The sequence below is a fragment of the Cyanobium gracile UHCC 0139 genome (assembly GCF_034931325.1).
Lineage (GTDB): Bacteria > Cyanobacteriota > Cyanobacteriia > PCC-6307 > Cyanobiaceae > Cyanobium > Cyanobium gracile_B.
The window spans coordinates 11,299-37,362 of record NZ_JAYGHX010000016.1 but is presented as its reverse complement, the minus strand read 5'-3'; the positions used below and the strand labels follow the sequence as shown (position 1 = coordinate 37,362).

Genomic DNA, 26,064 nt, shown 5'->3' with positions numbered 1-26,064 from the left:
TTGACGGGACCCTGGATCTCCAGCGCTTCCGCCCACGGCATGAAGCGCTCCAGAGTCTCCTGGCGGTTGGCCACAAGCACCGGGAAGTCCGTGAGGGCCAAATCCTGGCCGGCCTGCAGCCCGCGGGGGCTCGCCCCCAGCCAGCGCAGGGGACAGCCCAGCTCTTCGAGCACCAGCCAGGCTGCGGCCAGGTCCCAGATCTTCGGTGTGGCCTCCAGGGCTGCCATGGTCTGCCCCATGGCCACCGACACCAGATTCAGGCTGGCGACGCCCAGCAACCGGATCTTGCCGGGGAAGGGACGGTGGGGGAGCTTCTGCAGCACCCGGATCGAACGGCTGCAAAGCGAGGCACAGCCAGCGTTGTGGAGCTGCTGGGCGGGCGGAGGGATGGGCTTGCCGTTGCGCCAGGCCCCCTCCCCCCGGATGGCCACGATCCGTTGCCGCAGCGGCGGCACATCAAGGATCGCCAGGACCGGCACACCGGCCTCGAAGCGGGCGATCGAGATCGCCCAGTAGGGGATGCCGGCGGCGAAATTGGTGGTGCCATCGAGGGGATCCACCACCCAGTAGGCCGGGGTGGCCGGCACCTGCTGGCGCCCCTCCTCGCTCAGGACCCCCTCACCGGGGAACAGCTCGGCCAGTCCCTCCACCAGGGTGGCGTCGCTCCAGCGATCGCAGGCCGTGATGAAGGACCCATCCGCCTTGAGATCCGGCTGGCTGTGGCCGAAGTCGGCCCGTTGACGATCGGCGACCCTGTCGAGCAGGGACTCCAGACGGGGATCGAGGGGGTGTGGGGTGGGAACCTTCATCCCAATTCCATCTCCAGAACCTGGCTGAGGCTGCGGGAGGTGTCCTCCCGGAACTGGCGCACGTTGACATACCCGAGCAGGAGCAGGGCCGCCAGGGCCACCAGCAGCTCGACGCCCAGCACCAGGGCGAAGGGTCCATACGGTCCGTCACCCAGCGGCAGAGACCGGCCGATGTCGTACAGGCCGCCGCCGAGGAGCTTGCCGATCGCCCGGGACAGGGCCTGGGCCAGGCCCCAGACGCCGACAAAGGTGCCGGCGGCCTGGGGCAGGGTGAGGTCGAGCATCAGGCAGAGGGCGCTGTTGGTGCCGATGCCGGCCGCCAGGCCGAAGAGCACCATCACGGCCTGCAGAAAGGGGATCCTGGCCGTCAGGCCCGCCAGCAGCAGCAGCAGCAGGGAGAGGGCGATCAGCTGGCAGCCGAGGCGGGCGGTGGCCATCTTCCCGAGCCGGGGCACCACCCACAGTCCCGCGACCAGCAGGCCGACCAGGGTGCCGACTCCCCAGAAGGCGTTGAGCTGGGCGGTGGCGGCGATCGGCATGCCAAAGACCTGGGCGCCATAGCTCTCGAGCACCGGATCCTGCAGGAACAGCGCCAGGGTGAACAGGATCAGGAAGGAAAAGAAGATCAGCACCTGGCGGCTGGAGGTGATCAGGGTCCAGGACTGGCGCAGGCCGATGGCATCCTCCCGCGGCACCACGGTCCCGTCGCTGCGCTCCCGCAGGGGGGATTCCATGCCCCAGGTGGCGACCACCGTGAGCAGCATCACCGCCCCGGCCACGGACGCCATGAAACGGGAGAGGGTCGCCTCGAGCACCGCTGGATCGCTGACGCCGTCGAGGGAGCGCAGGCTCACGCCGATGGACACGGCACCGATGACGATGCCGACCGTGAGCATGCACCAGATGATGCTCACCGCCCGGGGCCGCTCCTGCTCGCTGGTGCGGTCGATCACCAGGGCCAGGTAGGGGGTGGTGGCCAGGGAAATCGCCAGGCCGTAGAGGGCGAACAGCCCGCAGAGGGCGGCGATCCCGAAGGCGAGGCCGGGCTGGCTGCCCTCCTCCAGCAGGCGCCCCACCTGGAAGATCAGCGGCACCGACAGCACGGCCAGCAGGCAGAAGGCCGCTGTGCCGATCCATACATAGGGAACGCGGTGGCGGGAGGCCAGGGGGTGGGCATCGGAGATCTGGCCGAACAGGACCCGGGAGGGGGCCACGAACTGCTCGAAGGCCAGGGCACCACCCACCAGCAGCCCGGGGAAGCCCAGCTCACTGAGCATGATCCGGTTGAGCAGCCCCGAGAAGATGACGGCCAGGCAGCCCAGGCAACCCTGGAACAGACCCAGGCGCACCGTGGCGGGGAGGGTCAGGCCGGGGCGGAGGGGAGACGACAAAGAGCGTCAGGACCCCGGCGGCATCGCCTCGGACCCGGTGGGGCTGCCCGCCCGGCAGGCCGGGATCAGGGGCTGGGGCTCCACGGGGATCTCGGAGGTGCCGGCCGCCCTCGGGCTGGTGGCCGGCAGGGGCTGGCGCTGGCAAAGGCCGACCTGGTCGAGGCCGGTGAAGCGTCTCAGCCGGGCCAGGGCCTTGTTGTAGTCGGAGATGGCGGTCGACCAACGCACCTCGGCCTGGGTGAGGTCGCGCTGGGTGTCGACCACCTCCCGCTGGGTGGTGACGCCGGCCTGGAAACGCAGCCGGGCCAGCCGCAGGGATTCCCGGGTGGAGATCACCTCGCGGGAGGTGGTGGTGATGTTGCGGTTGTTCTTCTCGAGTTCGTAGAAGTTCGTTTCCACCTGCTGGCGGATCGCATCGCGCTGCTGGGCGAACTGGAAGGAGTTCTCCTGGGCCACCTGCTTCTGGCGGCGGTAGTTAGCCCGGGCGGCACCGCCGTCGAAGAGGGTCCAGCTGAGGTTGAGACCCACCGTGTTCTCCACCGACCAGCCCTCGTTGCCGAAGTTGACCCCCGGGGTGCTGCGGTTGGCGAACTGCACGCCCCGGGTGCGGCCGCCGGTGAGGCTGTAGGCGATGTTGAGGAAGGGCTGGGCCGCGCCCAGGGCCGCATTGGCCTCGCTGTTGGCGATCGAGATGTTGAGCAGGACGTTGTCGAGCTCCTCGCGGAAGGCGTAGGCGGCGATGATGCTCTCCTGCAGCGACGGCAGCCAGGAACCCACCACCCGGGAAGGCTCCTTTGAGGTGGGGGTGACGTCCTGGGGCAGGTCGAGCAGGGCGGCCAGGGCACGGCGGGCGATGGCCTGGTCGGCCAGACCCTGGGTGAGCACCTGCTGGTCACGGGCCAGCTGGGTTTCGGCCTCCAGCACCTCCAGCTTGGTGGCCACACCGGCCTGGAAGCGGGCCTTGGCGTCCCGCAGGCTCACCAGGGAGGAGCGCACCGACTCCTGGCCGATGCGGACCGTCTCGTCGGAGACCTGGAGATCGAAGAAGGCCTCGGCCGCCTCCAGGCGCCGCGCCCGCAGGCCGATCAGGTACTGGTTCTTGGCCTGCTCGAAGCGGTCGCGGGCGGCGGCGATCTGCGGCGTGCGGGTGGGGTTGATCAGGCCCCAGCTGGCCTGGAGCACGGCCGACATCCGCCAGATGCTGGTGATCGTGTTGCCGGGCTGCTGGCCGGTGCCCGTGAAGGCGCTGCTGAACTGCTGACCCCCGGTGTAGCTGGGCAGGCTGTTGGCGTTGAGCTGGATCGTGGGATACCAGAGGGCGATCTGGGCCCGCAGGGCCGACTGGGCCTGCTCCACCTGGCTGGCGATCGCCTTGAGCTCGGGGTTGTTGACCTCGACCAGGGTTTCCACATCGGACAGGCCGAGGGGGCGGAGTTCCCGGATGCGCACCTGAGACGGTTTGACCGGCAGGGCCAGCGGGTTGGGGGCCACCAGATCCTGCAGACCCGGGGGCAGCTCCTTGGCGGCCGGGGCCAGCACCGTGGGGTTGGACTTGGGCCTGGGACCCTTGACCTCAGGAGCCAGGGGCAGGGCCTGAGGGGCGGAAAGGCTCGGGCTGGCGGGGACCGGGGCCGTCTCGGCAAGCACCGGCGGCGCCTTGAGGCCGAACGACGGGAGCACCACCAGTGCCGCAAGCAGGAGTGGTTGGCGCCTCACGTTGGACCGTTCGCTTCAGCCAGAGCTTAAGCATCTCCCCGTGGGGTGCCGAGGCAGGCGGCCACCAGATCGTCCGCACCCCCCAGCAATCGAACCGGCACAGGCAGTCGAGAGCACAGATCGCCGAGGCTGGTGTCGTCGAGAAACACCTCCTCCCCCTCCCGCAGCATCACCCGGGGCAGCAGCAGTTCCTCCCCCAGGTCCCGGCCGCGGAGGCCCTCGATCAGGTCGGAGCCGGTGAGCAGCCCGGTGACCACCTGCTCCTGACCCCAGTAGGGGCTGGGCAGGCCATGGAGAACCAGCTCCAGCCCCTCGACCCGGTTAAGCCGCTCCACCACCGGCTGCAGGGCCTCGGCCACGAGGCGGCCCACCACCCAGCTGCAGCGGCGCGGGGTGGCGATCCGGGCGGGGAGGTGCCGGGTGGCCCCCTCCAGATTCTCCAGGAAAGCGCGGATGCTGCCGACCCCGTTCTCCTGCTGGGGCAGATCCTCGTAGCTGGCCCGCGGCGGCAGGGGCCGGCCGGCGATCAGGAACCACTCATCGGAGAGCCAGGCGAAACGGCTGCCGGTGCTGGCCTGGAAGGCGGGCTGCAGGCGCTCGACCCGGGCGATCACCTCCAGGGCCACCTCCCGGTCCACCGGCCGGAGGGCATCGCCGGCCGGGCGGAAGCGCGTCAGACCCACCGGCACCACGGCGGTGGAGAGCACGGCGGGCCACGGTCCGCTGGCGAACCGGGCCAGGTCGGTGAGGGTTCGATCCAGGGCCTCACCGTCGTTCAGCCCCGGACACACCACCACCTGGGCGTGGATCTGGAGGCGCCGCTCGGCGAACCAGGCCAGCTGCTCCAGCAGCAGGGCGGCCCGTGGATTGACCAGCAGACGGCTGCGCAGCTCCGGATCGGTGGCATGGACCGACACGAACAGGGGCGAGAGGCGCTGCTCCTCGATGCGGCTCCAGTCGGCCGCCGTGAGGTTGGTGAGGGTGAGATAGGAGCCGTAGAGGAAGCTGAGCCGGTAGTCGTCGTCCTTGAGGTAGAGGCTGTCGCGGCGCCCCGGCGGCTGCTGGTCGATGAAGCAGAAGGGGCAGTGGTTGTTGCACTGGCGCAGTCCGTCGAACAGGGCCTCGCTGAAGCCCAGCCCCAGCCCTTCGTCCAGGTCCTTCTCCAGCTCCACCACGTGCAGGGTGCCGTCGGGGTCCTCCACCTCGAGCACCAGTTCCTCCTCGCCCTGCAGCACCTGGACGTCGATCAGATCCCTCGGGCGGATGCCGTTGATGCTGCGCAGGCGGTCACCGGGCTGGAACCCCAGCTCCTCGGCGATCGAGCCCGGCTCCACCGTGGCCACAAGGGCAGGCCGGGGCTGGGTGACCGGCCCGGCGAGGGCAGGGGGCCCGGCGAGGGCTGAGGAGGGCTCCTTCCACACGGGAGGTGACGGCGGGGCGAAGGGACGTTGGCTCCAGTGTGGCGGTCCCGCCCCTTCAGGGGCTGGTCCCCTCCAGCCCCCGGAAGCCCAGCAGGATCACCAGACCGAACAGCAGCCGGTAGCCGACGAAGATCCAGGTGCTGTTCTGCTGGAGGAAACGCAGCAGCCAGGCGATCGCCAGCCAGGAGACCACCGCCGCCGCGGCGATGCCCACCAGCATCGGAATCACACCGCCGGTCTCGACCGAGCCGAAGGCCGTCTTCAGTTCCACCAGGCCGGCCAGGGTGATGGCGGGAATGCCCAGCAGGAAGGAGAAGCGGGCCGCGTCGGAGCGCTGCCAGCCATCGAACAGTGACGCCGTCAGGGTGCTGCCCGAGCGGGACACCCCGGGGATGAGGGCCAGGGCCTGGGCGAGTCCCACCAGCAGGCCGTCGCGGGGGGTGACGGCCTCCAGCAGCCGACGACGGCGGCCCACCAACTCAGCGACCGCCAGCAGCAGGGCCATCACGATCGAGACGATGGCGATCGAGGTCAGGCTGCGCAGGGGGGAGGTCTCGTAGCCGGGCAGCAGCACCTTGATGGCCAGGCCCGCCAGCAGGATCGGCACGGTGCCCAGCACGATCGCCACCCCCAGACGGGCCGGCGGGTCGTTCCACTGGCCATGGCGGAAGGCCCGGGCCACTCCCCTGCCCACCTCGGCCAGATCCTTGCGGAAATAGCCGAGCACGGCGGCGATGCTGCCGAGCTGGATCACGGCGGTGAAGGCCACCCCGGGGTCACCCCAGCCCAGGAGCACCGGAACCACCTTGAGGTGGGCCGTGCTGCTGATCGGCAGGAACTCCGTCAGCCCCTGCACGACCCCCAGAACGAAGGCGTGCCAGCAGGCCTCGACCAGGGGCAGGGCGGCGGCCGTGGCGACCAGCGGCATGGGGGGAGCCGATACTGGGGCTGACCCTATGGCCGGACGGGTCACGGAAGCACCCCTCCACCCCCTTAAGGTTGCACAACTTTCTTCACAACCAGGTGCTCGGGGTCCCACCCACCCTTTCCGCCCGTTCCGAGGCCCTCCCGGACCTGCGGCTCGGCGCTGTCCCGCACGCGGCTGTGCTGCCGCTCGCCGCCGCCCTGCTGGTCACCGTGCCGGTGTTCCTGCAGGCCCCCTGGGTGCGCTCCGCGCCGATGGCGGCGACCCTGTTCACCGTCCCCCTGATGGCCTTCGCCCTGCTGCTGGAGCGCCACGGCCAGGGCCCGTGGCGGCAGCTGGGCGTGCTGCTGGTGGGCTTCAGCGGCAGCTGGCTGGGGGGCTGCCTCTTCTGGGGCTGGTTCCGGCTCCATCCGGTGATGCATCTGCCGATCGAGGCCTTCGCCCTGCCCCTGGCGGTGGCTGGCCTGGGCGGCCGCTGGCGCCTGGCGGGCGCCTTCTACCTCGGCTCCCTGCTCGGCACCGCCAGCACCGATGGGGTGATGGCGGCCGCCGGCCTCATGGACCTCTGGCCCCGGGTGCTCAACGCCCCCCTCACCCAAGCTCCGCTCCTGCTCCAGGGCGCCGCCCTCCAGGTCCTGCAGCCCTGGCCCCTGGCCCTGATCGCTCTGGCGGCGGGCCTGCTGCTGGTCCTCTGCCGCCGCCTCTGGTCTTTGGGCGGCCCCTGGCGGGTGGCCGCCGCGGCCGTGGGCACCACCCTGGCCGTCGATGGCCTGTTCCTGGGGGCCGCCCTGCTGGCCCCCCACCTGAGCGGCCTGATCTGAAGAACTGCAAAAGCGCGGCCGCCGGCGCAGGGAGACCCGAGGGGTTTCTGTAACGTTGCACGGGTGATCTGCGGATCACCGCCCTGTCCCTGCCAGGGTCCCCTGGTTCTATCCCCCTAAGGAGTGTCGTGATGAAGCGGCTGCTTGCCTGGTTGATGAGTGGTGTGGTCCTGGCCGGTCTGCTCGTGACCCTGCTTCTGCCCGGTGCCGCCCTCGCTGCGGAGCGTCGCAACGAGATCGACGACAAGCTCGCCGAGAGCGTCGGCAAGGTGGATCTCAACAACGCCTCGGTGCGCCGGTTCCAGCAGTACCCCGGCATGTATCCGACCCTGGCCGGCAAGATCGTTCTGGGCGGGCCCTACGACAGCGTCGACGACGTTCTGCAACTGGACCTGACCGACCGCCAGCGGGAGCTGTTCAACAAGTACAAGGACAACTTCACCGTGACCCCCCCGGCGATCGCCCTCAACGAAGGCTTCGATCGCATCAACGACGGCGTGTATCGCTGAGCTCCAGGAGCTCCTGCCCCGCCCCTTCGCAACCGCCGTTCCCACGGCGGTTTTTTTGTGGCCGCAGGCCCGCCGCCGTCCGTCCCATAGGCTCGGCTGCAGAAGGCACGGTGCGAAGGGGTGAACCAGCCGCTTGGATGAGCCGGATCCGCGCATGGCAACCCACTGGGACGTGGTGGTGGTCGGCAGTGGTGCCGCGGGCCTGATGACCTGCCTGGAATTGCCCCCCCAGCTGCGGGTGCTGCTGCTGAGCAAATCCAGCTCCCCCCCGTCGGCCAGCCGCTGGGCCCAGGGCGGCATCGCCGCGGTGACCGGAGCCGACGACAGCTTCGCCAGCCACATCACCGACACCCTCAAGGCCGGCGCCGGGCTCTGCGATCCAGCCGCGGTGGACGTGCTGGTGCGGGAGGCGCCGGCCTGCGTCGAGCGCCTCGTGCAGCTGGGCATGGACTTCGATCGCACCCCCCAGGGTCTGAGCACCACCCTGGAAGCGGCCCACAGCCACCGCCGCGTGCTCCACGCCCAGGACCGCACCGGGGGCGCCCTGGTGGATGCCCTGGAGCGGGAGGTGCGGCGCCGCCCCGGCCTGGAGCAGCGCAAGGGCATCCCCGCCCTGCAGCTGTGGGTGGAGAACGGCCAGTGCCTTGGCCTGCAGGTGCTCGAAGGCGACCGGCTGCGCTGGCTGCGGGCCGGGGCGGTGGTGCTGGCCAGCGGCGGCGGCGGCCATCTGTTCGCCCACACCACCAACCCGGCCCAGGCCAGCGGCGACGGGGTCGCCATGGCCTGGAGCGCCGGCGCCCGGGTGCGGGATCTGGAATTCGTGCAGTTCCACCCCACGGCGCTGATGCTGCCGGACGCCCCCCACTTCCTGATCAGCGAGGCGGTGCGCGGCGAAGGGGCCCGGCTCTTCGATGACGCGGGCCGCTCACCGGTGGCCCGCCTGGAGGGGGGCGATCTGGCGCCGCGGGACCAGGTGAGCCGCGCCCTGGCCCGCTGCATGGCCGAGCAGGGGGTCACCCACCTGTGGCTCGACCTGCGGCCGGTGGGTCGCGAACGGCTGGAGCGCCAGTTCCCCACCATCCTGCGCCGCTGCCGGGAGCTGGGGCTGGCCCCCGGCGACGCCCCGATTCCGGTGGCCCCTGCGGCCCACTACTGGATGGGGGGCATCGGCACCGACCTGGAGGCCGCCACCAGCCTGAGGGGCCTCTACGCGGTGGGGGAGGTGGCCAGCACCGGTGTGCACGGGGCCAACCGGCTGGCCAGCAACTCGCTGATGGAATGCCTCGTCTTCGCCCGCCGGCTGCGCCGTCTGCAGCCCCAGACCCTTCCCCCCGCCCCCTTGGACGGCCCCTGCGAGGCCCCGGCCCTGAGCGAGGCCGAAGCGCGCTCGGGCCCCGATGAGGCCGCCCTGATCGCGGCGATCGCCGACCTGCGCCGCCTCTGCTGGCAGGTGGCCGGCGTGGAGCGCCGCGGCGTCGATCTCATCGGCGCGATGCGACGGGTGCGCTGGGAGCGCTCCGGCCATGAACGCTCCCCCCTGCTACGTCGGGCCCATGATCTGCCCCACAACCAGGAACTGTCGCTGACGCCGGACCAGAGCCGCCGTCTGCTGCTGCTGCAGGACCTGCGCCAGCGGCTGGTGCTGGCGGAGCTGCTGATGGAGGCCGCCGCCTTCCGGACCGAGAGCCGCGGCGGCCATCACCGCACCGATGCCCCGGCGCCCCAGCCGTTCTGGCGGCGCCACACGCTCCAGCTGCGGGGGCGCTCACCCTTCACCAGCCCGGTGGGGCTGGAGTGAAGCGACAGGATCAGGCGTGAGAGAGCGCGGCTCAGTTGGCGATCGGGCCCTTGTAGCCGCTCAGGGCGGCGAGCTGGGCGAGGGTCTTCTGGCCGGAATCGAGCTGGCCCTTGATCTCCCAGGTGGGGAAGCCCTGAATGTTCTTGCTGGCGCAGAGGGCGGCCTGGTTGTTCTGACCGTCGGGGGCGCATTCGATGATCTTGAGCTTCGCGGAAGCCTCCTTGCCGAAGAGCTGCTTCTGGTCGTGGCAGTGGGGGCACCAGTAGGCCGAGTACATCACCGCTCCGGTGGCGGTGAGATGGTCGGCGAGGGCGATCGTGGCCGGCGTGCTGGTGGAGGTGACAGGGATCGGCATCCCCGGGCCCGTGGCCGACTCAGGTCGGTTGAGGGAGGTGGCCCAGCCGAGGCCGATCAGGCCCACGGCCAGCACCGTGAGCACGCCCCGGAAGAGCAGGGCGCCGGTGTCCTCCCATTCGCCCCCGATCAGGCTGAGCACGAAGAGCGTCAGGCTGATGGCGGCCGACATCAGGCAGAAGGTGCAGAACGCCTTGATCTGGAAGGCCATCACCCCCACCAGCACCAGGCTGAAGATCGCCATGCCGGCGCTGAGCAGGAACAGGCCCCACCAGCTGAGACCGTTCACGGAGGTGCGGGCCTCGCCCTTCAGCAGCAGCGGCAGCACCGCCATCACCAGCACCGCACCGTAGGCGAGGAAGCCGAACAGGGACAGGGGCTGGCCGAAGACACTTCCCCAAGGGCTGTTGAGGACCTTGTCGCAGCCCTCGGCACCACCGGGGCAGCTGAGGTCACCAATGACCCCCCAGCGGTTGAGGGTGATCGCGGCGGTGTCGATCACGCCGATGGTGGCCAGGACGGCCATGACCACCCGCGCCCAGCGGCGACCCGGCTCGGGGCGGCGGCGACTCGTGAGGCGACTGGCGAGGCGGGTGGAAGTCACGGGGACCGACGGATCTCGGTGCGATTCTCGCAGCCGCGGGGGCTTGCATAGGGTGGAGGTCGGCGTTTGCCGCCCGGCCCCAGCGGGCCGCAGGCCCGTCACCCCCTTTCTCCCGCAGCACCATGCCCCCCCAGCCCGGCCGAGAACGGCCCACCGTGGCCTTCACCCATCTGGGTTGCGAGAAGAACCGGGTGGACACCGAACACATGCTCGGGCTGCTGGCCGAGGCGGGCTACGGGGTCAGCGCCGATGAGAGCGACGCACGGGTGGTGGTGGTCAACACCTGCAGCTTCATCCAGGACGCCCGCGCCGAGTCGGTCCGCACCCTGGTGGAACTGGCGGAACAGGGCAAGGAACTGATCATCGCCGGCTGCCTGGCCCAGCACTTCCAGCAGGAACTTCTCGATTCGCTGCCGGAGGCCAAGGCCATCGTCGGCACCGGCGACTACCAGCACATCGTCGAGGTGCTGCAGCGGGTGGAGGCCGGCGAGCGGGTCAACCGGGTGAGCCCGGTGCCGACCTTCGTGGGCGACGAGCACCTGCCCCGTTACCGCACCACCTCCGAGGCGGTGGCCTACCTGAAGGTGGCCGAAGGCTGCGACTACCGCTGCGCCTTCTGCATCATCCCCCGGCTGCGGGGCGACCAGCGCTCCAGACCGATCGAATCGATCGTGGCGGAGGCCCGCCAGCTGGCCGAACAGGGGGTGAAGGAGCTGATCCTGATCAGCCAGATCACCACCAACTACGGGCTGGATCTCTACGGCAGGCCCCGCCTCGACGACCTGCTGCGGGCCCTGGGGGAGGTGGAGATCCCCTGGATCCGGGTCCACTACGCCTACCCCACCGGTCTCACCGAGCCCGTCCTGGCCGCCTACCGGGACGTCCCCAACGTGCTGCCCTACCTGGATCTCCCCCTGCAGCACAGCCACCCGGAGGTGCTGCGGGCCATGAACCGTCCCTGGCAGACCGGGGTCAACGGCGCCCTGCTGCAGCGCATCCGCGACCAGCTGCCCGACGCCGTGCTGCGCACCACCTTCATCGTCGGCTTCCCCGGGGAAACCGAGGAGCACTTCGAGCACCTGCTGGCCTTCGTGGCCGAGCAGCGCTTCGACCATGTGGGCGTGTTCACCTTCTCCCCCGAGGACGGCACCGCCGCCGCCGATCTGCCGGATCCGGTGCCCGCCGAGGTCGCCAGCGAGCGGCGGGACCGGCTGATGGCCCTCCAGCAGCCCATCGCCGCCGAGCGCAACGCCGCCTCGGTGGGCCGGATCGTGGACGTGCTGATCGAGCAGGACAACCCCACCAGCGGCGCGATGCTGGGCCGCTGCGCCCGCTTCGCCCCCGACGTGGACGGGGAGGTTCATGTGAGCCCCGGCGAGGGGGGGCTGTGCGCCGCTCCGGGCACGATGGTGCCGGTGCGGATCACGGCCGCCGACACCTATGACCTGCGCGGCGAGGTGGTGGGGGCCGGCGCCATGGTGAGCGACGCCCTGGCGGCGACGCGGAGCCGGGCTTGAGTCCCGGCAGCGGAGACGGCTGGCTGCAGCGGCGCCAGCGCCCCCTGTTTCTGCTTGCCTCCGGCCTGAGCACCACCGGTTCCTTCGCCGGGCTGACAGCCAAGGGCTGGATTCTGATGGCCGGCACAGGCAATCCGCTGCTGCTCGCCCTGCACTTCGCCGCCCTGGCCCTGCCGAGCCTGGTGGTCAGCGGCCGGGCGGGGGTGCTCACGGATCGGCTGGGCTGCGAGCGGGTGCTGATCCGCTCCCAGTGGGGCCTGTTCGCCGGGGCGGCCCTGGGGGCCCTGGCCATTCCCCTGCTCCAGGGGGTGGCTCAGGTGGTGCTGCTCTTGCTCAGCACCCTGGTGGTGGGCGTCTCCAGTTCCTTCGAGCTGACGGCCCGCAGCAAGTACTGCTCGCTGCTGGTGGAACGACCGGAGCAGGTGGCCCCCTATCTGGCCAGCTTCTCGGTCGTTTTCAACGTCGGCAAGCTGGTGGGTCCTCCCCTGGGGGGCTGGCTCGTGGCGCTCTCCGGGCCCGCCATGGCCCTGGCGATCGATGCGGCCTCATACCTGCTCCCGATCGCCACCGTGATCTGGCTGCTGCGGCCGCACCGGGAGCTGGAGCAGGGCAGCGCCGGGGGCGCCGGCGCCAGCCTCGGGGCCGCCTGGCGCGGCTGCGGCCCGACCCTGCGCCACGTGCTGCGCTTCACCACCGTGGCCTGCCTGGTGGGCTTCTTCCATCCGGGCCTGGCGCCCCTGATCGCCGCTGAGGTGATCGGGCCGTCCCCGCAGGCCCTCGGCCTGTTCACCAGCGTGCTGGCGGCCGGCAGCATCGTCGGCGGGGTGGTGCTGCAACGCAACAGTCGCGCCCTGAGTGAACGGCCGGCGCTGCTGCTGGGGGGGTGCGCCGTGGCGGTGGCTCTGGCCCAGCTGGGGATGGCCGCGGTTTCGGGGGGGCCGGCCGCCCTGGCGATGGCGTTGCTGCTGGGGGCCGGGACTGCCGGCCTGCTGGCCGGTTCGAACCTGATCCTGCAGGTGGGGGCCCCGATGGCCCTGCGCGGCCGCATGGCCGGTCTGGGGCAGATCGCCTTTCTCGGCGGCGGTGGCGTGAGCGGGCTGGTGGCTGCCGCCCTGGCGATGACCGTGGGGCTGCCGTCCACCTTCGCCCTGCTCGGCGGCCTGGGGCTGGTGGTGGGGATGCTGGAGCTGGGGCGCAAAGGTGCGCTGCGGCTCAGATCAGCCTGACGCCCTTCAGCACCACAGTGGCCAGGAAGGCGGCGGTCAGCCCGCCACCAACGAGCGCCAGATAGATCACCACACCCACGGACGCTGCTGCGAGGAACGCCATCATTACAGCAGAGGATCCGCCCCCTTCCGGCCCCAGGCCAGGGGAGGAGGGGGTAGAACCATCGAACATTTACCGAAACCGCCTAGGGTTGCGGCGCAGCGGAATCAGCCCGAGCCCCTGCCGCAGCCGCGCTATCGCCCACGGACCATCCGCCCCGGACCATCCCCCAAGCACCTGCAGCATGCGCACTCTCTTCATCTATCCCGAGTTCCCGAAAACGTTCTGGAGCTACGAAAAGATTCTCGAGCTGGTGAACCGCAAGGTTCTCCTTCCCCCGCTCGGCATGGTCACGGTGGCGGCGCTGCTGCCCCAGACCTGGGAGATGAAGCTCGTCGACCGCAACGTCCGCGAGGTAACTGAGGCCGAGTGGACATGGGCCGAACTGGTGGTGATCTCGGGGATGATCGTTCAGAAGGCCGACATGGCCGCCCAGATCGCCAAGGCCAAGCAGCGGGGCCTGCCGGTGGCGGTGGGTGGCCCCTTCGCCAGCTCCACCCCGGATGCCCCTGAGCTGCAGCTGGCCGATTTCAAGGTGCTTGACGAAGGGGAGATCACCCTGCCGATGTTCATCGAGGCGATCGAGCGCGGCGAACGCCAGGGGCGCTTCAGTGCCGAAGGGGAGAAGCCCGACGTCACCGGCACCCCCATTCCCCGCTTCGATCTGCTGGAACTGGAGGCCTACGACTCGATGTCGGTCCAGTTCTCGCGCGGCTGCCCCTTCCAGTGCGAGTTCTGCGACATCATCGTCCTCTACGGCCGCAAACCCCGCACCAAGACTCCCGAGCAGCTGGTGGCGGAGCTCCAGTACCTCTACGACCTCGGCTGGCGCCGCTCGATCTTCCTGGTCGACGACAACTTCATCGGCAACAAGCGCAACGCCAAGTTGCTGCTTCCGGAGATCAAGCGCTGGCAGATCGCCCACGGCTACCCCTTCAGCTTCGCCACCGAGGCGTCGGTGGACCTCGCCTCCGACGAAGAGATGATGCTGATGATGGCCGAGGCACGCTTCGACAGCGTCTTCCTGGGCATCGAGACCCCCGACGAGGCCAGCCTGGAGACGGCCCGCAAGCTGCAGAACACCCGCAGTTCCCTGGAGGAATCGGTGGACCGGATCACCTCCTACGGGATCCGGGTCATGGCCGGCTTCATCATCGGCTTCGACGGCGAGAAGCAGGGAGCCGGCGATCGCATCGTCGAGTTCGTCAGCCGCACCGGCATCCCCGCCGCGATGATGGGCATGCTGCAGGCCCTGCCCAACACCGGCCTCTGGCATCGCCTCGAGAAGGAAGGCCGGCTGGTCCAGGAGAAAACCGACGCCAAGGGCGTCAACCAGACCAACCTGCTCAACTTCGTGCCCACCCGGCCGATCCGCCAGATCGCCAACGAGTACGTCGACGCCTTCTGCCGCCTCTACGAGCCGAACGCCTACATCGACCGGGTCACGCACTATTACCTGAAGATGGGCCAGCCCCGCTGGCAGCAGTACGTGCCGGCGGCGGCCTTCGGCAAGGCCAGCCTGCCCAGCTGGACCGATGTGCGCGCCCTGCTGATCGTGATCTGGCGTCAGGGTCTCAAGCGCGACACCCGCGGTCGCTTCTGGCGTTCCCTGTTCACCATCGCCCGCCGCAACCCCAACAACCTGGAGCAGTTCCTGGTCACCCTCGCCCACAACGAGCACTTCCAGGAGTATCGGGGCGTGGTGACCCGCGAGATCCAGGACCAGCTCGCCGCCCTGCCCCCGGAACCGCCCGAGGGATCCCGCGAAACCACCCGGGAGCTCCAGCCCGCCTAGAACTCCAGCCGTCCTGGAGAGATCGGGGCTGGAGACAGCCTGCTGGGCGGCATCAGGCACCGGGAGTACGGTCAAGGTGTTGCATCTCTGACGCAGTGATGCCGAAGCCGCCTGGCCCGAAGGGTCTGCTCACCCGCACGTCGGCTCTGGCGGTCCTCGCCGGATGTGGCCTGCTGGGCCTGGCCCTGAGCCGCTGGGATCCCCTGGGCCCCCAGTCGATGATCTGCCGCCACCGGGACGATCCCACCGGGCAGATCGACTTCCGCGTGGATGTGGGGCGGGGGGACGATCGGGTGCGCTTCGCCGACGGCCAGACCCTGCCGGTGAAAAGTTCCCGCGACCGGATCACCTTTCTGGAGAAGGAATCCAACAACTTCCACCTCTCTGACAACGACGGCGATGAGGTGGCCATGGGCCATGCCCCGACCGGCCAGCCGCTTCCGGGACTCGCGGCCCTGAAGCCCCCGACGGTTCTGCATCCCGACCAGCACCACGACGTGGAGCACCACACCACGATCGACCGCCGCACCCTCACCTTCCAGGAAAACGCCATGCAGAAGGGGGGTGGGCGCGGGGCCTTGATGATGGACGGCCGCTGCCGTCTCGTCGCCGCCGGCTGAATCCGAACCTGGGGAGCCCGGGCGGGGTGGTGCTAGTCCTGCACGTAGGGCAGGCCCGCCACCAGACAATGCTCCGCCTTCTGGAGCTCCCGGCCCAGATAGAGGGCATGGTCGAGCCGCGAGAGGGGGTGGGGGCCGTCTCCCTCGGTCAGGGCGATCCCGAGCTCCTTGGCACTGCGGCCCCGGTACACGGCCCGGGGCGCCCGCGGGTCGCCGCCCCGGCAGCTCAGCACTTCACCGGTGTCGGGGTCGGTGGCCAGGCCCCGTTCATCGATGCCGTTGGCGTAGTGCTCGGCCACCAGCTCACCGGCGGCGACATCCACCTTGATCAGGAAGTAGCCCGCCGCATCAAGGTGGATGAAGCGCTGGGAGAGCGTCTCATCCAGGTTCTGTCGGGGGTTCGGGTCGTGGTGCATGGGGGGGATCGTAGGAAGCGGTGAAGGGAAGCTCCGCGTTCATCGCCGCGATCGCCGCCTGCATCTCCCGGTTGGCGCCCGGCAGCCAGTCCCGCAGGATGGCATCGAAGCGCGGGTCGTACCAACGGTGCAGGCTGGCCCGGGGCTGGGCCACGAAACCCCGTCGCCGCTTGTGGCTGCCGCCGGCCCCGGGGTCGAAGCTCTCCAGGCCCCGCTCGATCGCCCAGGCGATCGGGGCGTAGTAGCAGACCTCGAAGTGCAGGTTGTCGAGCTCGATGTCGCTGCCCCAGTAGCGGCCCCAGAGGCCGGTGGCATCGTGCACACACAGCGACATCGCCAGGGGCACCATCGGATCGCCCCGATGGGCACTGAAGATCACCAGGTGCTGGCGCAGATCGGTGGCGGCCGCCTGGAAGAAGGATTCGGTGAGGTACTTGCTGCCCCACGGCCCCCAGCGGCTGCAGTGCTGCTCGTAGAACCGGTGCATCCGCTCCAGCAGCCGCGGCGGGATGTCCTCACCGGCCAGGGGGGTGACGGACAGACCCGCGTCCGCCACGGAGCGGCGTTCGCGGCGGATGTTGCGCCGCTGGTTGGCATTGAAGCTGGCCAGATAGGCCTCGAAGTCGCCATGGCCCGGGTTGCGCCATTCGCTCTGCTGGTTGATCCACAGGGCGCAGCCGGCGGCCTCCGCCAGGGGCTGCCAGGCCGGATCCACATAGAGGAAGTTGCAGCTGAGGATCCCCTGCCGGCGACAGAAGCCGTCGATCTCAGCCAGCATCCGCTGCGTGAGGGCCGCCGCGTCCTCACCGGGGGCCACATGGAAGCGGTAGCCCTGCACCGGACTCACCGGGCTCATGCCGACAAGCTTGGGGTAGTAGCGCAGGCCGAGCTGGCCGGCGAGCTGGGCGAAGGACTGGTCGAAGACGAATTCCCCGTAGCTGTGGCCCTTCAGGTAAAGGGGCGCCAGGGCCACCAGCCGCCCGCCGCGCCAGAGCCCCAGATGGCAGGCCTGCCAGCCCTGGCGGGGCACGATGCTGCCGCTGGCCTCCAGGTGGTGCAGCCAGCGCCAGCCGTAGAAGGGGCGATCCACAGTCTCGGTTGAGGCCTCGCTGGTGCCCCCAACCAGAGCCTGCCACTGGTCTTCCGGAACCTCCTGCGTTGCCTGATGCCAGCGGACTTGCAGCTCGGCCATGGCCGCTGGCAACGCAGTGGGGAGGGGGCAGGCGCAAAACTAACGGTTGATTCCCTGCGACCGAGCGTCCTTCCCCCGCCATGGCCAAGCCCCTGCGGATCCTGGTGCTGCTGACGGCCGCTGCGGCGCTTGTCGTGCCTGCGGCGCCCGCCAGGGCCGGGCTGCTGCGGCCGGTGCTGATGTTGCTGCGTCCCCAGCTCGAGAACCAGCTGACCCGGGTCTGCGTGGAGACGGTCTCCGCTGGCCGGGCGGATCTGGAGAAGAGCCTTCAGGATCCCTGTCGCAAGCTGGCGGTGCCCACCAGCAAGTGCCTGATCGAGGAAACCGACAACAGCGGCCGCAGCCTGGGGGTGCTCACCGAGATGGTGAGCGGCCGCTTCGGCGATGACAGCGAAGTGGTGGTCAAGCGCTGCCTGGCCAGGATGTTCGGCCTGCCCACCGACAGCCTTCGGGACATGCCGCTGCGGGAGCTCGGCAGGCGTTTCGGCAGCTACGGCCTTCAGGAGGTCACGCCCTGAACCCCGGGCCGCCGCCAGCGCAGCAGCAGTTCCTCCCCCGGCAGCGCCCGGTGCTCCACCAGCCGCCAGCCCGTCCGGGCCTCCGGGGCCACCCAGGCGTCAGGCGGCAGCCAGCCGTGGGGGCCGCCCAGCAGGCGGGGACACACGGTGAGCTGGAGCTCATCGAGCAGGTCCTCGGCCGCCAGGGCCGCCGCCAGCTGAGCCCCCCCCAGCACAGCGATGCGCCGCTGGCCCAGGGCCGCCAGGGCCGCCAGGGCCTTGCCCCAGCCCTCCAGGGGCAGGTGACGCTCGAAGCCCTCGGCAGGGGCGGCGGGGGGCCGCGGGGCGGCCTGCAGGAGCCAACGCTCCAGGGGCTGGCGGAAGAAGGGCAAGGCGTCGGGGAAGCTGCCGCTGCGGCTGACTGCGATGGCGATCGGTTGGGCGCGACGGCCCTGGGAGCGGCGGGCCTCAAGCAGACCAGGGTTGTGGATCAGGCAGGTGCTCCCGTGGCGCCGCAGTGTCTCGGCACCCACCAGCACGGCATCGGCCCAAGCCAAGGCCTCTTCCAGCACCGCCCGATCAGCGACGCCCCCCAGCTGGGCTGCCCCCCCTTCGGCTGGCGCGAGGCGGCCATCGAGGCTGACGGCCAGCACGAGCCGCAGCTCGGGCCGCGGGTCGCTTCGGCGGGGGTCCACCGTTGCCGCCGGACTCAAACGGCCGCGAGGGCATCAAGCGCCGCCGGGACCATCTCCAGCTGGGGGGTCTCGGCAAAAACTTCAGCGGCGTTGTTGGGGCTCTCCTGCAGGCGTACCTTGTGCAGCCGGGCCCCGGTGGCGGCGATGGGGGCGCTGAGCAGGTCGGCGATGTGGAGGGCGATGTTCTCGGCGGTGGGAACGCAGCCGGCGAAGTGCTCCACGTCCTTGTTCAGGAAGGTGTGGTCGAACGGCTCCACCACCAGGTCGGCCACCAGCTGCTGCAGCTCGGCCAGGTCACAGACCATGCCGGTGCGCCCATCGATCGGACCCCGCACGGTGATGTCGAGCAGGTAGTTGTGGCCGTGGCCGTGGGGGCGGGCGCACTTGCCGTAGATCGCCTCGTTCTCGCTCTGGCTGAGCTCGGGGCGCGCCAGGCGGTGGGCCGCGGCGAAGTGGGTGCGGATCGAGAGGAAGGCTTCCATGGGATTGATGGAGGGACCGCAGAGCACGTCGGCCCAGAGGTTGGAGTGTTCGTGGAGGCGCAGGGCCACCAGCGGCAGATGGGGGGCCAGGCGCTGGCGGATGGCCAGCAGCAGGGCTTCGGTGGTGGGCAGCCGCCCCTCGGGCCGGGAGAGGTCGAACTCGGGCCAGACCTCGTTGAGGAAACGGAAGTCGAGGGGATCGGTGACTTCCCGACGGATAGCGTGCTTGACGTCGGAGAGGTTGAGCACCATGCCGTCGGCGTCGAGCGGGCCGCCCATCGCCACGGTGAGCTCGTAGTTGTGGCCGTGGCCGGGAGCCAGGCTGCAGCGGCCGAATCTGCGGGCGTTCTCGGCGTCGTCGAGTTCCGGCAGCCGGTAGAGGTGGCTGGCACTGAAGGTCGCCCGGCGGGTGATCACGCAGAGGCGGCCACGCCCGTGGGCGGCGGTGGTGGGGGAGGGTGCCGCCGGAGGGGCGGTCAACCGGGTTGCGGTCATCGCCGAGGCCCAGGGGACGCCCATCCTAGAAACGGGGTCCGGACCGCCGCTGACCGCGAACCCATGGCCCCAGCCGATGACGCCCCGCCCCGCCCCTCGCACCGGGACCTGGCCCGCCGTCTCGATGGCCTGAACATCTACCTGGTGGGGATGATGGGGGCTGGCAAAAGCGCCGTGGGACGCCCCCTGGCCGAGGCCCTCGGCTATCGCTTCATCGATGCCGATTCCGCCCTGGCGGAGGTCGCGGGCCGACCGATCGCGGAGATCTTCGCCAGCGACGGGGAGGACGGCTTCCGCGCCCTGGAGACCGCCGTTCTCAACGGCATCGCCAGCTGGCATTCCCTGGTGGTGGCCACCGGCGGCGGGGCGGTGACCCGGCCGGAGAACTGGGGCCACATGCGCCAGGGGGTCGTGGTGTGGCTCGACGCTCCCGCACAGGAGCTGCTGCGCCGGCTGTCCGCCGACCCCACCCCCAGGCCCTTGCTCGATACCCCCGATCCCGCCGCCAGACTGGAGGCGCTGCTGCACGACCGCCGGCCCCTCTACGCCCAGGCCGACCTGACCGTGGCCCAGCAGGGGGGTCTCCCATCTGCGGTGGCCCTGCAGGTGCTGGACGCCCTGCCCTCGGTGCTGCGCGACCCAGCCTGGGCTCCGGCCGACCCGGTCCGGCTGCAGGACGCCGACGGGCAGGCCCGCCCCTCGCTCAACTGAGCGGCAGGCAGGCGCTCAGGTCGGCGGCTCCAGCCGTACGGCGAACCACTGGATCGCGCGGCCCGGGGCCAGCTCCAGTTCGCAGGCGGTGTCCAGCAGCCGGCCGGCCCGGGCCTCGGGGTCGGCCAGATCGGCCAGGTCGGCCGGGGGCTCGGCCAGGGCCGCCAGGTGGCCGGCCAGCCAATCAAGGGTCTCGGCGGCGCTGAGGATGATGTCGCCCTTGCCAGGCTCCAGCACCACGTAATGGTCGAGCTCCCGCAGCAGGGGATCGGACACATCCAGAACAGCGGCGACCCCCATCCTGCCGGGAGGGGGAGGACAGGGAGTTCGGGGGGACCTCAGCCCCGACCCACCGCCGCGTGCACCCGGTCGCGCCAGGCGAACAGGGGCTCCAGCACCGGGTTGTCGGCGATGCCCTCCACCCCGCGGCCCGCCAGGGGGGCACCGGCACAGGCAGGGAACTTCAGCAGGTACAGCTGGGCCGCCACGGCGATATCGGCCAGGGTGAGGCCATCCCCCTCCAGATAGGGGCGCTCGCTGACCAGCAGGGCGAGCTGCTCGAGGCTGCGGTGCAGCTGGCGCACCTCACAGGGCCCGAGCAGGTCGCGCATCGCCTCGGTGGCGGAGCCGATCAGGCCGCCGGGCAGGGCCCCCACCAGATCCCGCAGGGGTGCAGGGGTGGCCTCGGGCAGCAGGGCGGCACGCAGCACCGGATCGGTGGCGGCGGCCTGGAGCAGGGCCAGACGGGCGCCGCGGGCCAGGGCGGTGTCGGCCCAGTCCTCCAGCAGCAGCACCCGGGCGCGGGCGACCGGATCAGCCGGCAGCAGGGGCGGCTCCGGATGGCTGGCCTCCAGATGCAGGGCGATGGCGGTGGAATCGGCGATCACCTCGCCCCCATCCACCAGCACCGGCACCTGCCGCTGCCCGGAGAGCCGGAACAGCTCCAGCTGCCCCAGGCCGGGGGTCACCTCGACGATGGTGGCTTCGAGTCCCTTGCGGGCCAGGAGCAACCGCACCTTCTCGCAGAAGGCGGAATGTCTGAACTGATGCAGCTCCATGGACCCTCCGGGCCGGCTGGGCGTGGCCCCGGGCGGCAGAGTAGCCAGCATCCGTCCAGGACCGTCGCCGAGGCCATGAAGGACTTCTTCGTCAATGTGACGCGCTATCCGCGCTACCTGATCGCCTTCAGCCTGGGGGTGTTCAACTCGGTGTTCGAGCCCCTGGCCCGGCGCCGCAGCAACCCGGTGACGGCGGTGGCGCTGGTCGGCGCCCTGATCAGCGGACTGGTCAGCCTCACCCTGGTGCTGCGTGCCATGGTGCAGTCGGCACCGCTGTCGTAGTCATGGCCCAGAGCCGACGGGTGGAACGGGTGGCGGCCCTGATCCGCCGCGAGGTGAGCGAGCTGCTGATGAGCGGCATCAAGGACGAAAGGGTCCACCACGGCATGGTCAGCGTCACCAACGTGGAGGTGGCCGGCGACCTGCAGCACTGCCGGATCTTCGTGAGCATCTTCGGCAGCGCCGAGGATCGCGAGGTGGCGATGGCGGGCCTGCAGGCGGCGTCCACCTATGTGAAGGGGGAGCTGGGCCGGCGCCTCAAGATGCGCCGCACCCCGGAGGTGGTGTTCGTCCTCGACCGGGGTCTGGAGAAGGGCAACACGGTGCTGGGACTGCTGCAGCGCCTGGAGACCGAGCGGCGTGAGCGGGAGGAGCCGCAGGCTGGGGCCGACGAAGCGGATCCGGCGGCTGACACCGACAGCGACAGCTGATCCCGCCCATGGCTGACCGCTTCGATCCGCCCCAGGTCCTGGATCGGCTGGCCGCCGAACTGCTGGTGGTGCGCTGCAGCGGCCATCTGGCGGACCCCCAGCGGCGCTACCCCCGCTGGGAACTGGACAACGCCGCGCTGCAGCGCCTGCTGCAGCGCGGGGTGGGCGGGGTGATCCTGCTGGGCGGGTGCGCCGCCGAACTGCGTCAGCGCACCCGCCAGCTGGAGGCCTGGGCCGGCGCCCCCCTGCTGCTCTGCGCCGATGTGGAGGAGGGGGTGGGCCAGCGCTTCGAGGGGGCCAGTTGGCTGGTGCCGCCCCTGGCCCTGGCCCGGATCCATGCCGAGGATCCCGCCCTGGCCATCGATCTGGCCCGGCGCTACGGGGCCTGCACGGGCCGGGAGGCCCGCCAGCTGGGACTCAACTGGGTGCTCGCCCCGGTCTGCGATGTCAACAACAACCCGGCCAACCCGGTGATCAACGTGCGGGCCTGGGGGGAGGACCCGGCCACGGCCGGAGCCCTGGCGGCCGCCTTCTGCCGCGGCGTCCAGGCCGAAGGCGTGCTCGCCTGCGCCAAGCACTTCCCCGGCCACGGTGACACCGCCAGCGACTCCCACCTGGAGCTGCCCCTGATCCCCCACGGCCGCGAACGCCTGGAGGCGGTGGAGCTGCCGCCCTTCCGGGAGGCGATCGCGACGGGGGTGGCCGCGGTGATGACCGCCCACCTGCTGCTGCCGGCCATCGACGCCGACCACCCGGCCACCCTGTCGCGGGCGGTGCTCACGGGGCTGCTGCGCCAGCAGCTCGGTTTCGAGGGGCTGATCGTCACCGACGCCCTGGTGATGGAGGCGATCGCCGGCCGCTATGGCCCCTCGGAGGCCGCGGTGCTGGCCCTCGAGGCAGGGGCGGACCTGGTGCTGATGCCGGAGGATGCGGACGGGGCGATCGAGGCCATCGTGGCGGCCGTGGCCAGCGGCCGGCTCAGCCTGGAGCAACTGCGGGCCAGCCAGCAGCGCCGCCGCCGGGCCCTGGAGCGCTGCTCCGCCGACGGTGGAGACAGCGCTCCAGCCCCCCTGGGCGCCCTCAGCAACGGCCCAGCGCCCCCCGACCAGGCGCTGGCCCTGGAGCTGGTGCGGCGCAGCCTGGTGTCGCGGGGGCGGGGCCCTGTGCCCGGCGGCCCCGGGGTGAACCTGATCCGCCTCGACAACAGCCTGGCCTGCCCCTTCCTGCCGGCGGGTGCCCCGGCCCTGGCCCTGCCAGCCGCTGCCGGATGGCGGACCTGCCTGATCGACGGCCAGGGCCCTTCACCCTGGAGCGGCGACGGCGAAGCCCCCCTGGTCCTGGAGCGGCTGGGCGATGGGCCGGTGCTGCTGCAGCTGTTCGTACGCGGCAATCCGTTCCGCGGCCGGGCCGACGGGGCGGATCCCTGGCCCGCGGTGATCCGCCAGCTCCAGGCCGCCGGCCGGCTGGCGGGCCTGGCCGTCTATGGCAGCCCCTATGCCTGGGAGACCCTGGCCGCCCTGCTGGACCCCCGGGTGCCGGCCGCCTGGTCGCCCGGCCAGATGGCCCTGGCCCAGGGCGAACTGCTGGGGCGCCTCGGCTTCGGTCCCCAGGGCGGCGCCACCCCCGACGACGACGCCCCACGCGCCGCCCTCGCGGTGGACTTCACCGACTGAGCGCCCACCGCCACCTAGCCTCCTGGGACGACCGACCTGCCCTGCGGCGTCCGATGCTGAGCCTGGCGATGATCGTGCGCAACGAGGCGGAGCGCCTGGAGCGCTGCCTGGCCTCGGTGGCGGGCTTCGTCGACGCGATGGTGGTGGTGGACACCGGCTCCGACGACGGCACGCCTGAGATCGCCGCCGCCTGCGGCGCCATCGTGCACCACCTGGACTGGCCGGGGGACTTCGCCCCCGCCCGCAACCACGCCCTGGATCTGGTGACGGGCGACTGGGTCCTGGTGCTGGATGCGGACGAATGGCTGCGGCCCGAAGCCCACGCGCCACTGCGTGCCCTGATGGAGCAGCCCCGGGTGTTACTGGTCAACCTGCTGCGCCAGGAGATCGGGGCTGCCCAGTCGCCCTATTCCAGCGTCAGCCGCCTGTTCCGCCGCCATCCGGGGATCCGTTGGAGCCGCCGCTACCACGCGATGGTCGACGACAGCGTGGCAACCCTGCTGGGGCAGGAGCCCGACTGGCAGGTGGTGACCTGCCCGGAACCGGCCCTGGTGCATGAGGGGTACCGTCCGGAGCTGGTGGCCCAGCGCGACAAAGCTGCCCGCCTGCGCACGGCCATGGAGGCAGAGCTGGCCGCCCGGCCCGGGGATCCCTACGCCTGCGCCAAGCTGGGGGCCCTGGAGGTGAGCCAGGGCCAGCGCCGCCGGGGCATCGCCCTGCTGGAGGAGGGGCTGGCCCGCGCCGGAGCCGACGCCCTGGCCGAGCGCTACGAACTCCTGCTCCACCTCGCCATCGCCCGCGCCCCCGACGAACCCGCCGCCGCCGTCGCGCTCTACCGCCAGGCCCTGGCCCTGCCCCTCGACGGACGGATCAGCCTGGGCGCGCGGCTCAACCTCGGGGCCCTGCTGCTGCGCCAGGGGGATCTGGAGGAGGCGGCGGCCCTCACAGGGGCCGTGACGGACCTCTGCCCGGAGCTGCCCCTGGCCTGGTTCAACCTGGGCCTGATCGAGCGCCAGCGGGGCCGCCTGTTGGAGGCCATCAGTGCCTACCGGCGGGCCCTGAACCTGTCCCCGGAGCACGCGGACGCCCAGCGCAACCTGGCGGCCGCCCTGTTGCTGGCCGGCGACATTGCCGGCGCCCGCAACGGTTTCCGCCGAGCCATCGCCCTGCTGGAGGCCCAGGGGGAACCGCAGCAGGCCCGGGAACTGGCCCACCGGGCCGGGGCCCTCGTCCGGTTGGACGCCTGATGGCCGCGACGCTGCCACTGGAGGGCCGGACGGTGGCCGTGACCCGGGCCGAAACCCAGCTGGGCGCCGCCCGCCAGCTGTTCGAGCAGGCCGGGGCCTGCGTGATCGACCTGCCGGCCCTGGTGATCGGTCCCCCCGATCTCTGGGGACCCCTCGACGATGCCCTGGCGGAACTGGATCAGTTCCACTGGATCATCTTCTCGAGCGCCAACGGGGTGGACGCCGTGGAACAGCGGCTGGCTCGCAGGGGAAGCAGCCTGGCTGGAAGGCCCAGAGGGGTGCGGCTGGCGGCGGTGGGCCGCAAGACCGCCGAGACCCTTGAGGCCCTGGGGGCCCCCGCCGATTTCGTGCCGCCGGCGTTCGTGGCGGACAGCCTGATCGAGCACTTCCCGGTGTCGGGCTGGGGGCAGCGGCTGCTGCTGCCGCGGGTGCAGAGCGGCGGACGCACGCTGCTCGCCGAGGCTTTCGCCGCGGCCGGTGCCCGGGTGGTGGAGGTGGCCGCCTACGAGACCCGCTGTCCGGCCGGGCTTCCCAGTGGGGCCCTGCAGGCCTTGGAGCGGCGCGGCCTCGATGCCATCACCTTCAGCAGCAGCAAGACGGTGGACCACACCGCCCTATTGCTGGCCGGCAGCTTCGGCGAGAACTGGATCGGGCAGCTGGAGGGGGTGCAGGTGGTCTCGATCGGCCCCCAGACCAGCCGCCGCTGCCTCGAGCGGCTCGGGCGGGTGGACGGGGAAGCCGATCCCCACGATCTGGAGGGGCTGGTGGACGCCTGCAGCCGGGCCCTCAGAGCTCGACCTTGACCCGGCGACTGCCGCTCTGCAGGATCAGGCTTCCGTTCGCGACATCGACGGAGGCCACGCTCCAGCCGGAGGGCAGCAGATCGGTGGTGCGGCCACCCCGGTCACCCTGGCGCAGGCTGCCGCTGAGCTGCTTGTAGGTCACCACGGCTTCGCTTTGGCCTCCGCTGGCGATCACGCCGGTGACGCGGAAGTCCTCCAGAAAGGCCGGCGGCGTGGCGGCGGCTCCCGCCGTGGCGCCAGTGGTCGTCGCTCCGGGGACCATCGCCGGCACCAGCGTTCCGAAGGGATCCTGCCGACCCATCCGGAAGGCGCTCACCACCTGCTGGGAGGACGGCAGGGGGGTGAGGCCCTCGGGAACGGCCCCGGGAGACGGGCTGGGGGCGGCCGGGCGGGGGGGCGCCGGTGCCGGAGGGGCCTCCGCCGTGGGGGACGCAGCGCAACCGGTCAGCATCAGCGCGGCGACCACACCGAGGCCGAGG

28 protein-coding genes are annotated in these 26,064 nt (G+C 71.2%); 14 read left to right on the top strand and 14 right to left on the bottom strand.

The window, feature by feature from the left end; translation table 11 throughout:
• The 5 genes from VB738_RS16060 to VB738_RS16040 all read right to left on the bottom strand — a co-directional run.
• Nucleotides 1-809, bottom strand: an 809-nt coding sequence (locus VB738_RS16060; protein ID WP_323306700.1) for an inositol monophosphatase family protein, incomplete at its 3' end; no start/stop codon positions are given.
• On the bottom strand, nucleotides 806-2,200 hold the full coding sequence (locus VB738_RS16055; protein WP_323306699.1) for a BCD family MFS transporter: 1,395 nt from the start codon (nucleotides 2,198-2,200) through the stop codon (nucleotides 806-808). The genes VB738_RS16060 and VB738_RS16055, both read right to left, overlap by 4 nt.
• A gap of 6 nt (nucleotides 2,201-2,206) precedes the next feature.
• A complete protein-coding gene (locus VB738_RS16050) occupies nucleotides 2,207-3,883 on the bottom strand; it encodes a TolC family protein (protein WP_416233193.1) in 1,677 nt (558 codons plus the stop codon).
• 59 nt (nucleotides 3,884-3,942) lie between these two features.
• Nucleotides 3,943-5,337 (bottom strand): TIGR03279 family radical SAM protein, encoded by a 1,395-nt coding sequence (locus VB738_RS16045; protein ID WP_323306697.1) that lies wholly within the window; start codon nucleotides 5,335-5,337, stop codon nucleotides 3,943-3,945.
• Nucleotides 5,338-5,392: 55 nt separating this feature from the next.
• The gene (locus VB738_RS16040; RefSeq protein ID WP_323306696.1) at nucleotides 5,393-6,265 is read right to left on the bottom strand and encodes an undecaprenyl-diphosphate phosphatase; all 873 of its coding nucleotides are present in this window, start codon (nucleotides 6,263-6,265) and stop codon (nucleotides 5,393-5,395) included.
• 71 nt (nucleotides 6,266-6,336) lie between these two features.
• Here VB738_RS16040 and VB738_RS16035 point away from each other — a divergent pair, with 71 nt between their 5' ends.
• The 3 genes from VB738_RS16035 (at nucleotide 6,337) to nadB (ending at nucleotide 9,390) form a co-directional block, all read left to right on the top strand.
• Nucleotides 6,337-7,083, top strand: coding sequence for a DUF3120 domain-containing protein (locus VB738_RS16035; RefSeq protein WP_323306695.1), 747 nt, complete (start codon nucleotides 6,337-6,339; stop codon nucleotides 7,081-7,083).
• 131 nt (nucleotides 7,084-7,214) lie between these two features.
• A complete protein-coding gene (gene psbU, locus VB738_RS16030) occupies nucleotides 7,215-7,592 on the top strand; it encodes a photosystem II complex extrinsic protein PsbU (RefSeq protein ID WP_323306694.1) in 378 nt (125 codons plus the stop codon).
• 154 nt (nucleotides 7,593-7,746) lie between these two features.
• Nucleotides 7,747-9,390 carry an L-aspartate oxidase gene (nadB, locus tag VB738_RS16025; protein WP_323306693.1) on the top strand — a complete coding sequence of 548 codons (1,644 nt, stop codon included), beginning with the start codon at nucleotides 7,747-7,749 and terminating at the stop codon, nucleotides 9,388-9,390.
• A 31-nt stretch (nucleotides 9,391-9,421) separates the two neighbouring features.
• Here the strand turns inward: nadB and VB738_RS16020 are convergent, their stop codons facing one another.
• Nucleotides 9,422-10,348 (bottom strand): vitamin K epoxide reductase family protein, encoded by a 927-nt coding sequence (locus VB738_RS16020; protein ID WP_323306692.1) that lies wholly within the window; start codon nucleotides 10,346-10,348, stop codon nucleotides 9,422-9,424.
• A gap of 122 nt (nucleotides 10,349-10,470) precedes the next feature.
• Here VB738_RS16020 and rimO point away from each other — a divergent pair, with 122 nt between their 5' ends.
• Nucleotides 10,471-11,865 carry a 30S ribosomal protein S12 methylthiotransferase RimO gene (gene rimO / locus VB738_RS16015; RefSeq protein WP_323306691.1) on the top strand — a complete coding sequence of 465 codons (1,395 nt, stop codon included), beginning with the start codon at nucleotides 10,471-10,473 and terminating at the stop codon, nucleotides 11,863-11,865.
• Complete coding sequence (locus VB738_RS16010) at nucleotides 11,862-13,091, top strand: MFS transporter (protein WP_323306690.1); 1,230 nt, start codon at nucleotides 11,862-11,864, stop codon at nucleotides 13,089-13,091. Before rimO ends, VB738_RS16010 begins: the two co-directional genes overlap by 4 nt.
• On the opposite strand, the gene VB738_RS16005 is transcribed toward VB738_RS16010, so the two are convergent.
• Entirely contained in the window at nucleotides 13,078-13,194 is a 117-nt protein-coding gene (locus VB738_RS16005) for a cytochrome b6-f complex subunit 6 (RefSeq protein WP_201295751.1), read from the bottom strand. The two genes, VB738_RS16010 and VB738_RS16005, sit on opposite strands and share 14 nt — an antisense overlap.
• Nucleotides 13,195-13,375: 181 nt before the next feature.
• Between VB738_RS16005 and VB738_RS16000 the strand changes: the two genes are divergently transcribed.
• Together VB738_RS16000 and VB738_RS15995 are read left to right on the top strand one after the other, a co-directional pair.
• On the top strand, nucleotides 13,376-14,986 hold the full coding sequence (locus VB738_RS16000) for a B12-binding domain-containing radical SAM protein (protein WP_323306689.1): 1,611 nt from the start codon (nucleotides 13,376-13,378) through the stop codon (nucleotides 14,984-14,986).
• A gap of 98 nt (nucleotides 14,987-15,084) precedes the next feature.
• Nucleotides 15,085-15,606, top strand: a complete 522-nt coding sequence (locus VB738_RS15995) for a hypothetical protein (protein WP_323306688.1) — start codon at nucleotides 15,085-15,087, stop codon at nucleotides 15,604-15,606.
• Nucleotides 15,607-15,638: 32 nt separating this feature from the next.
• On the opposite strand, the gene VB738_RS15990 is transcribed toward VB738_RS15995, so the two are convergent.
• Together VB738_RS15990 and VB738_RS15985 are read right to left on the bottom strand one after the other, a co-directional pair.
• The gene (locus tag VB738_RS15990) at nucleotides 15,639-16,022 is read right to left on the bottom strand and encodes a DUF4346 domain-containing protein (RefSeq protein ID WP_323306687.1); all 384 of its coding nucleotides are present in this window, start codon (nucleotides 16,020-16,022) and stop codon (nucleotides 15,639-15,641) included.
• Nucleotides 15,985-17,214, bottom strand: a complete 1,230-nt coding sequence (locus VB738_RS15985; RefSeq protein WP_323306686.1) for a GNAT family N-acetyltransferase — start codon at nucleotides 17,212-17,214, stop codon at nucleotides 15,985-15,987. Before VB738_RS15985 ends, VB738_RS15990 begins: the two co-directional genes overlap by 38 nt.
• Before the next feature lie 80 nt (nucleotides 17,215-17,294).
• On the opposite strand from VB738_RS15985, the gene VB738_RS15980 reads away from it, so the two are divergent.
• Nucleotides 17,295-17,732 carry a hypothetical protein gene (locus VB738_RS15980; protein WP_323306685.1) on the top strand — a complete coding sequence of 146 codons (438 nt, stop codon included), beginning with the start codon at nucleotides 17,295-17,297 and terminating at the stop codon, nucleotides 17,730-17,732.
• Here VB738_RS15980 and VB738_RS15975 read toward each other — a convergent pair.
• Together VB738_RS15975 and VB738_RS15970 are read right to left on the bottom strand one after the other, a co-directional pair.
• The gene (locus tag VB738_RS15975) at nucleotides 17,714-18,406 is read right to left on the bottom strand and encodes a dihydrofolate reductase family protein (protein ID WP_323306684.1); all 693 of its coding nucleotides are present in this window, start codon (nucleotides 18,404-18,406) and stop codon (nucleotides 17,714-17,716) included. The two genes, VB738_RS15980 and VB738_RS15975, sit on opposite strands and share 19 nt — an antisense overlap.
• A gap of 14 nt (nucleotides 18,407-18,420) precedes the next feature.
• The gene (locus VB738_RS15970; protein WP_323306683.1) at nucleotides 18,421-19,383 is read right to left on the bottom strand and encodes a 6-carboxytetrahydropterin synthase; all 963 of its coding nucleotides are present in this window, start codon (nucleotides 19,381-19,383) and stop codon (nucleotides 18,421-18,423) included.
• A gap of 63 nt (nucleotides 19,384-19,446) precedes the next feature.
• Here VB738_RS15970 and VB738_RS15965 point away from each other — a divergent pair, with 63 nt between their 5' ends.
• Nucleotides 19,447-20,094 (top strand): shikimate kinase, encoded by a 648-nt coding sequence (locus VB738_RS15965; protein WP_323306682.1) that lies wholly within the window; start codon nucleotides 19,447-19,449, stop codon nucleotides 20,092-20,094.
• Between the two features lie 15 nt (nucleotides 20,095-20,109).
• Here the strand turns inward: VB738_RS15965 and VB738_RS15960 are convergent, their stop codons facing one another.
• The gene (locus VB738_RS15960) at nucleotides 20,110-20,370 is read right to left on the bottom strand and encodes a chlororespiratory reduction protein 7 (RefSeq protein WP_323306681.1); all 261 of its coding nucleotides are present in this window, start codon (nucleotides 20,368-20,370) and stop codon (nucleotides 20,110-20,112) included.
• Nucleotides 20,371-20,432: 62 nt separating this feature from the next.
• Nucleotides 20,433-21,152 carry a glutathione S-transferase family protein gene (locus tag VB738_RS15955; protein WP_323306680.1) on the bottom strand — a complete coding sequence of 240 codons (720 nt, stop codon included), beginning with the start codon at nucleotides 21,150-21,152 and terminating at the stop codon, nucleotides 20,433-20,435.
• Nucleotides 21,153-21,227: 75 nt separating this feature from the next.
• Here VB738_RS15955 and VB738_RS15950 point away from each other — a divergent pair, with 75 nt between their 5' ends.
• From VB738_RS15950 to VB738_RS15930, 5 genes are read left to right on the top strand one after another with little or no spacing between them, the layout of a single operon-like run.
• Nucleotides 21,228-21,434: a DUF751 family protein gene (locus VB738_RS15950; protein ID WP_094587370.1), complete on the top strand. Its 207-nt coding sequence runs from the start codon at nucleotides 21,228-21,230 to the stop codon at nucleotides 21,432-21,434.
• Between the two features lie 2 nt (nucleotides 21,435-21,436).
• A complete protein-coding gene (rbfA, locus tag VB738_RS15945) occupies nucleotides 21,437-21,862 on the top strand; it encodes a 30S ribosome-binding factor RbfA (RefSeq protein WP_323306679.1) in 426 nt (141 codons plus the stop codon).
• 8 nt (nucleotides 21,863-21,870) lie between these two features.
• Complete coding sequence (locus VB738_RS15940; protein ID WP_323306678.1) at nucleotides 21,871-23,535, top strand: glycoside hydrolase family 3 N-terminal domain-containing protein; 1,665 nt, start codon at nucleotides 21,871-21,873, stop codon at nucleotides 23,533-23,535.
• A gap of 53 nt (nucleotides 23,536-23,588) precedes the next feature.
• Nucleotides 23,589-24,782 carry a glycosyltransferase gene (locus VB738_RS15935; protein WP_323306677.1) on the top strand — a complete coding sequence of 398 codons (1,194 nt, stop codon included), beginning with the start codon at nucleotides 23,589-23,591 and terminating at the stop codon, nucleotides 24,780-24,782.
• Nucleotides 24,782-25,585 (top strand): uroporphyrinogen-III synthase, encoded by an 804-nt coding sequence (locus VB738_RS15930; RefSeq protein WP_323306676.1) that lies wholly within the window; start codon nucleotides 24,782-24,784, stop codon nucleotides 25,583-25,585. Before VB738_RS15935 ends, VB738_RS15930 begins: the two co-directional genes overlap by 1 nt.
• Here the strand turns inward: VB738_RS15930 and VB738_RS15925 are convergent.
• Nucleotides 25,569-26,036 carry a hypothetical protein gene (locus VB738_RS15925; RefSeq protein ID WP_323306675.1) on the bottom strand — a complete coding sequence of 156 codons (468 nt, stop codon included), beginning with the start codon at nucleotides 26,034-26,036 and terminating at the stop codon, nucleotides 25,569-25,571. The two genes, VB738_RS15930 and VB738_RS15925, sit on opposite strands and share 17 nt — an antisense overlap.
• Between the last annotated feature and the right edge of the window lie 28 nt (nucleotides 26,037-26,064).

What these genes read in the sequence shown, in the direction of transcription:
- VB738_RS16040 (WP_323306696.1), bottom strand. Translation starts at nt 6,265, where the DNA reads ATGCCGCTGGTCGCCACGGCCGCCGCCCTGCCCCTGGTCGAGGCCTGC.
- psbU (WP_323306694.1), top strand. Translation starts at nt 7,215, where the DNA reads ATGAAGCGGCTGCTTGCCTGGTTGATGAGTGGTGTGGTCCTGGCCGGT.
- nadB (WP_323306693.1), top strand. Translation starts at nt 7,747, where the DNA reads ATGGCAACCCACTGGGACGTGGTGGTGGTCGGCAGTGGTGCCGCGGGC.
- rimO (WP_323306691.1), top strand. Translation starts at nt 10,471, where the DNA reads ATGCCCCCCCAGCCCGGCCGAGAACGGCCCACCGTGGCCTTCACCCAT.
- VB738_RS16005 (WP_201295751.1), bottom strand. Translation starts at nt 13,194, where the DNA reads ATGGCGTTCCTCGCAGCAGCGTCCGTGGGTGTGGTGATCTATCTGGCG.
- VB738_RS16000 (WP_323306689.1), top strand. Translation starts at nt 13,376, where the DNA reads ATGCGCACTCTCTTCATCTATCCCGAGTTCCCGAAAACGTTCTGGAGC.
- VB738_RS15995 (WP_323306688.1), top strand. Translation starts at nt 15,085, where the DNA reads ATGCCGAAGCCGCCTGGCCCGAAGGGTCTGCTCACCCGCACGTCGGCT.
- VB738_RS15990 (WP_323306687.1), bottom strand. Translation starts at nt 16,022, where the DNA reads ATGCACCACGACCCGAACCCCCGACAGAACCTGGATGAGACGCTCTCC.
- VB738_RS15985 (WP_323306686.1), bottom strand. Translation starts at nt 17,214, where the DNA reads ATGGCCGAGCTGCAAGTCCGCTGGCATCAGGCAACGCAGGAGGTTCCG.
- VB738_RS15980 (WP_323306685.1), top strand. Translation starts at nt 17,295, where the DNA reads ATGGCCAAGCCCCTGCGGATCCTGGTGCTGCTGACGGCCGCTGCGGCG.
- VB738_RS15970 (WP_323306683.1), bottom strand. Translation starts at nt 19,383, where the DNA reads ATGACCGCAACCCGGTTGACCGCCCCTCCGGCGGCACCCTCCCCCACC.
- VB738_RS15965 (WP_323306682.1), top strand. Translation starts at nt 19,447, where the DNA reads ATGGCCCCAGCCGATGACGCCCCGCCCCGCCCCTCGCACCGGGACCTG.
- VB738_RS15955 (WP_323306680.1), bottom strand. Translation starts at nt 21,152, where the DNA reads ATGGAGCTGCATCAGTTCAGACATTCCGCCTTCTGCGAGAAGGTGCGG.
- VB738_RS15950 (WP_094587370.1), top strand. Translation starts at nt 21,228, where the DNA reads ATGAAGGACTTCTTCGTCAATGTGACGCGCTATCCGCGCTACCTGATC.
- rbfA (WP_323306679.1), top strand. Translation starts at nt 21,437, where the DNA reads ATGGCCCAGAGCCGACGGGTGGAACGGGTGGCGGCCCTGATCCGCCGC.
- VB738_RS15940 (WP_323306678.1), top strand. Translation starts at nt 21,871, where the DNA reads ATGGCTGACCGCTTCGATCCGCCCCAGGTCCTGGATCGGCTGGCCGCC.
- VB738_RS15935 (WP_323306677.1), top strand. Translation starts at nt 23,589, where the DNA reads ATGCTGAGCCTGGCGATGATCGTGCGCAACGAGGCGGAGCGCCTGGAG.
- VB738_RS15930 (WP_323306676.1), top strand. Translation starts at nt 24,782, where the DNA reads ATGGCCGCGACGCTGCCACTGGAGGGCCGGACGGTGGCCGTGACCCGG.
- VB738_RS15925 (WP_323306675.1), bottom strand. Translation starts at nt 26,036, where the DNA reads ATGCTGACCGGTTGCGCTGCGTCCCCCACGGCGGAGGCCCCTCCGGCA.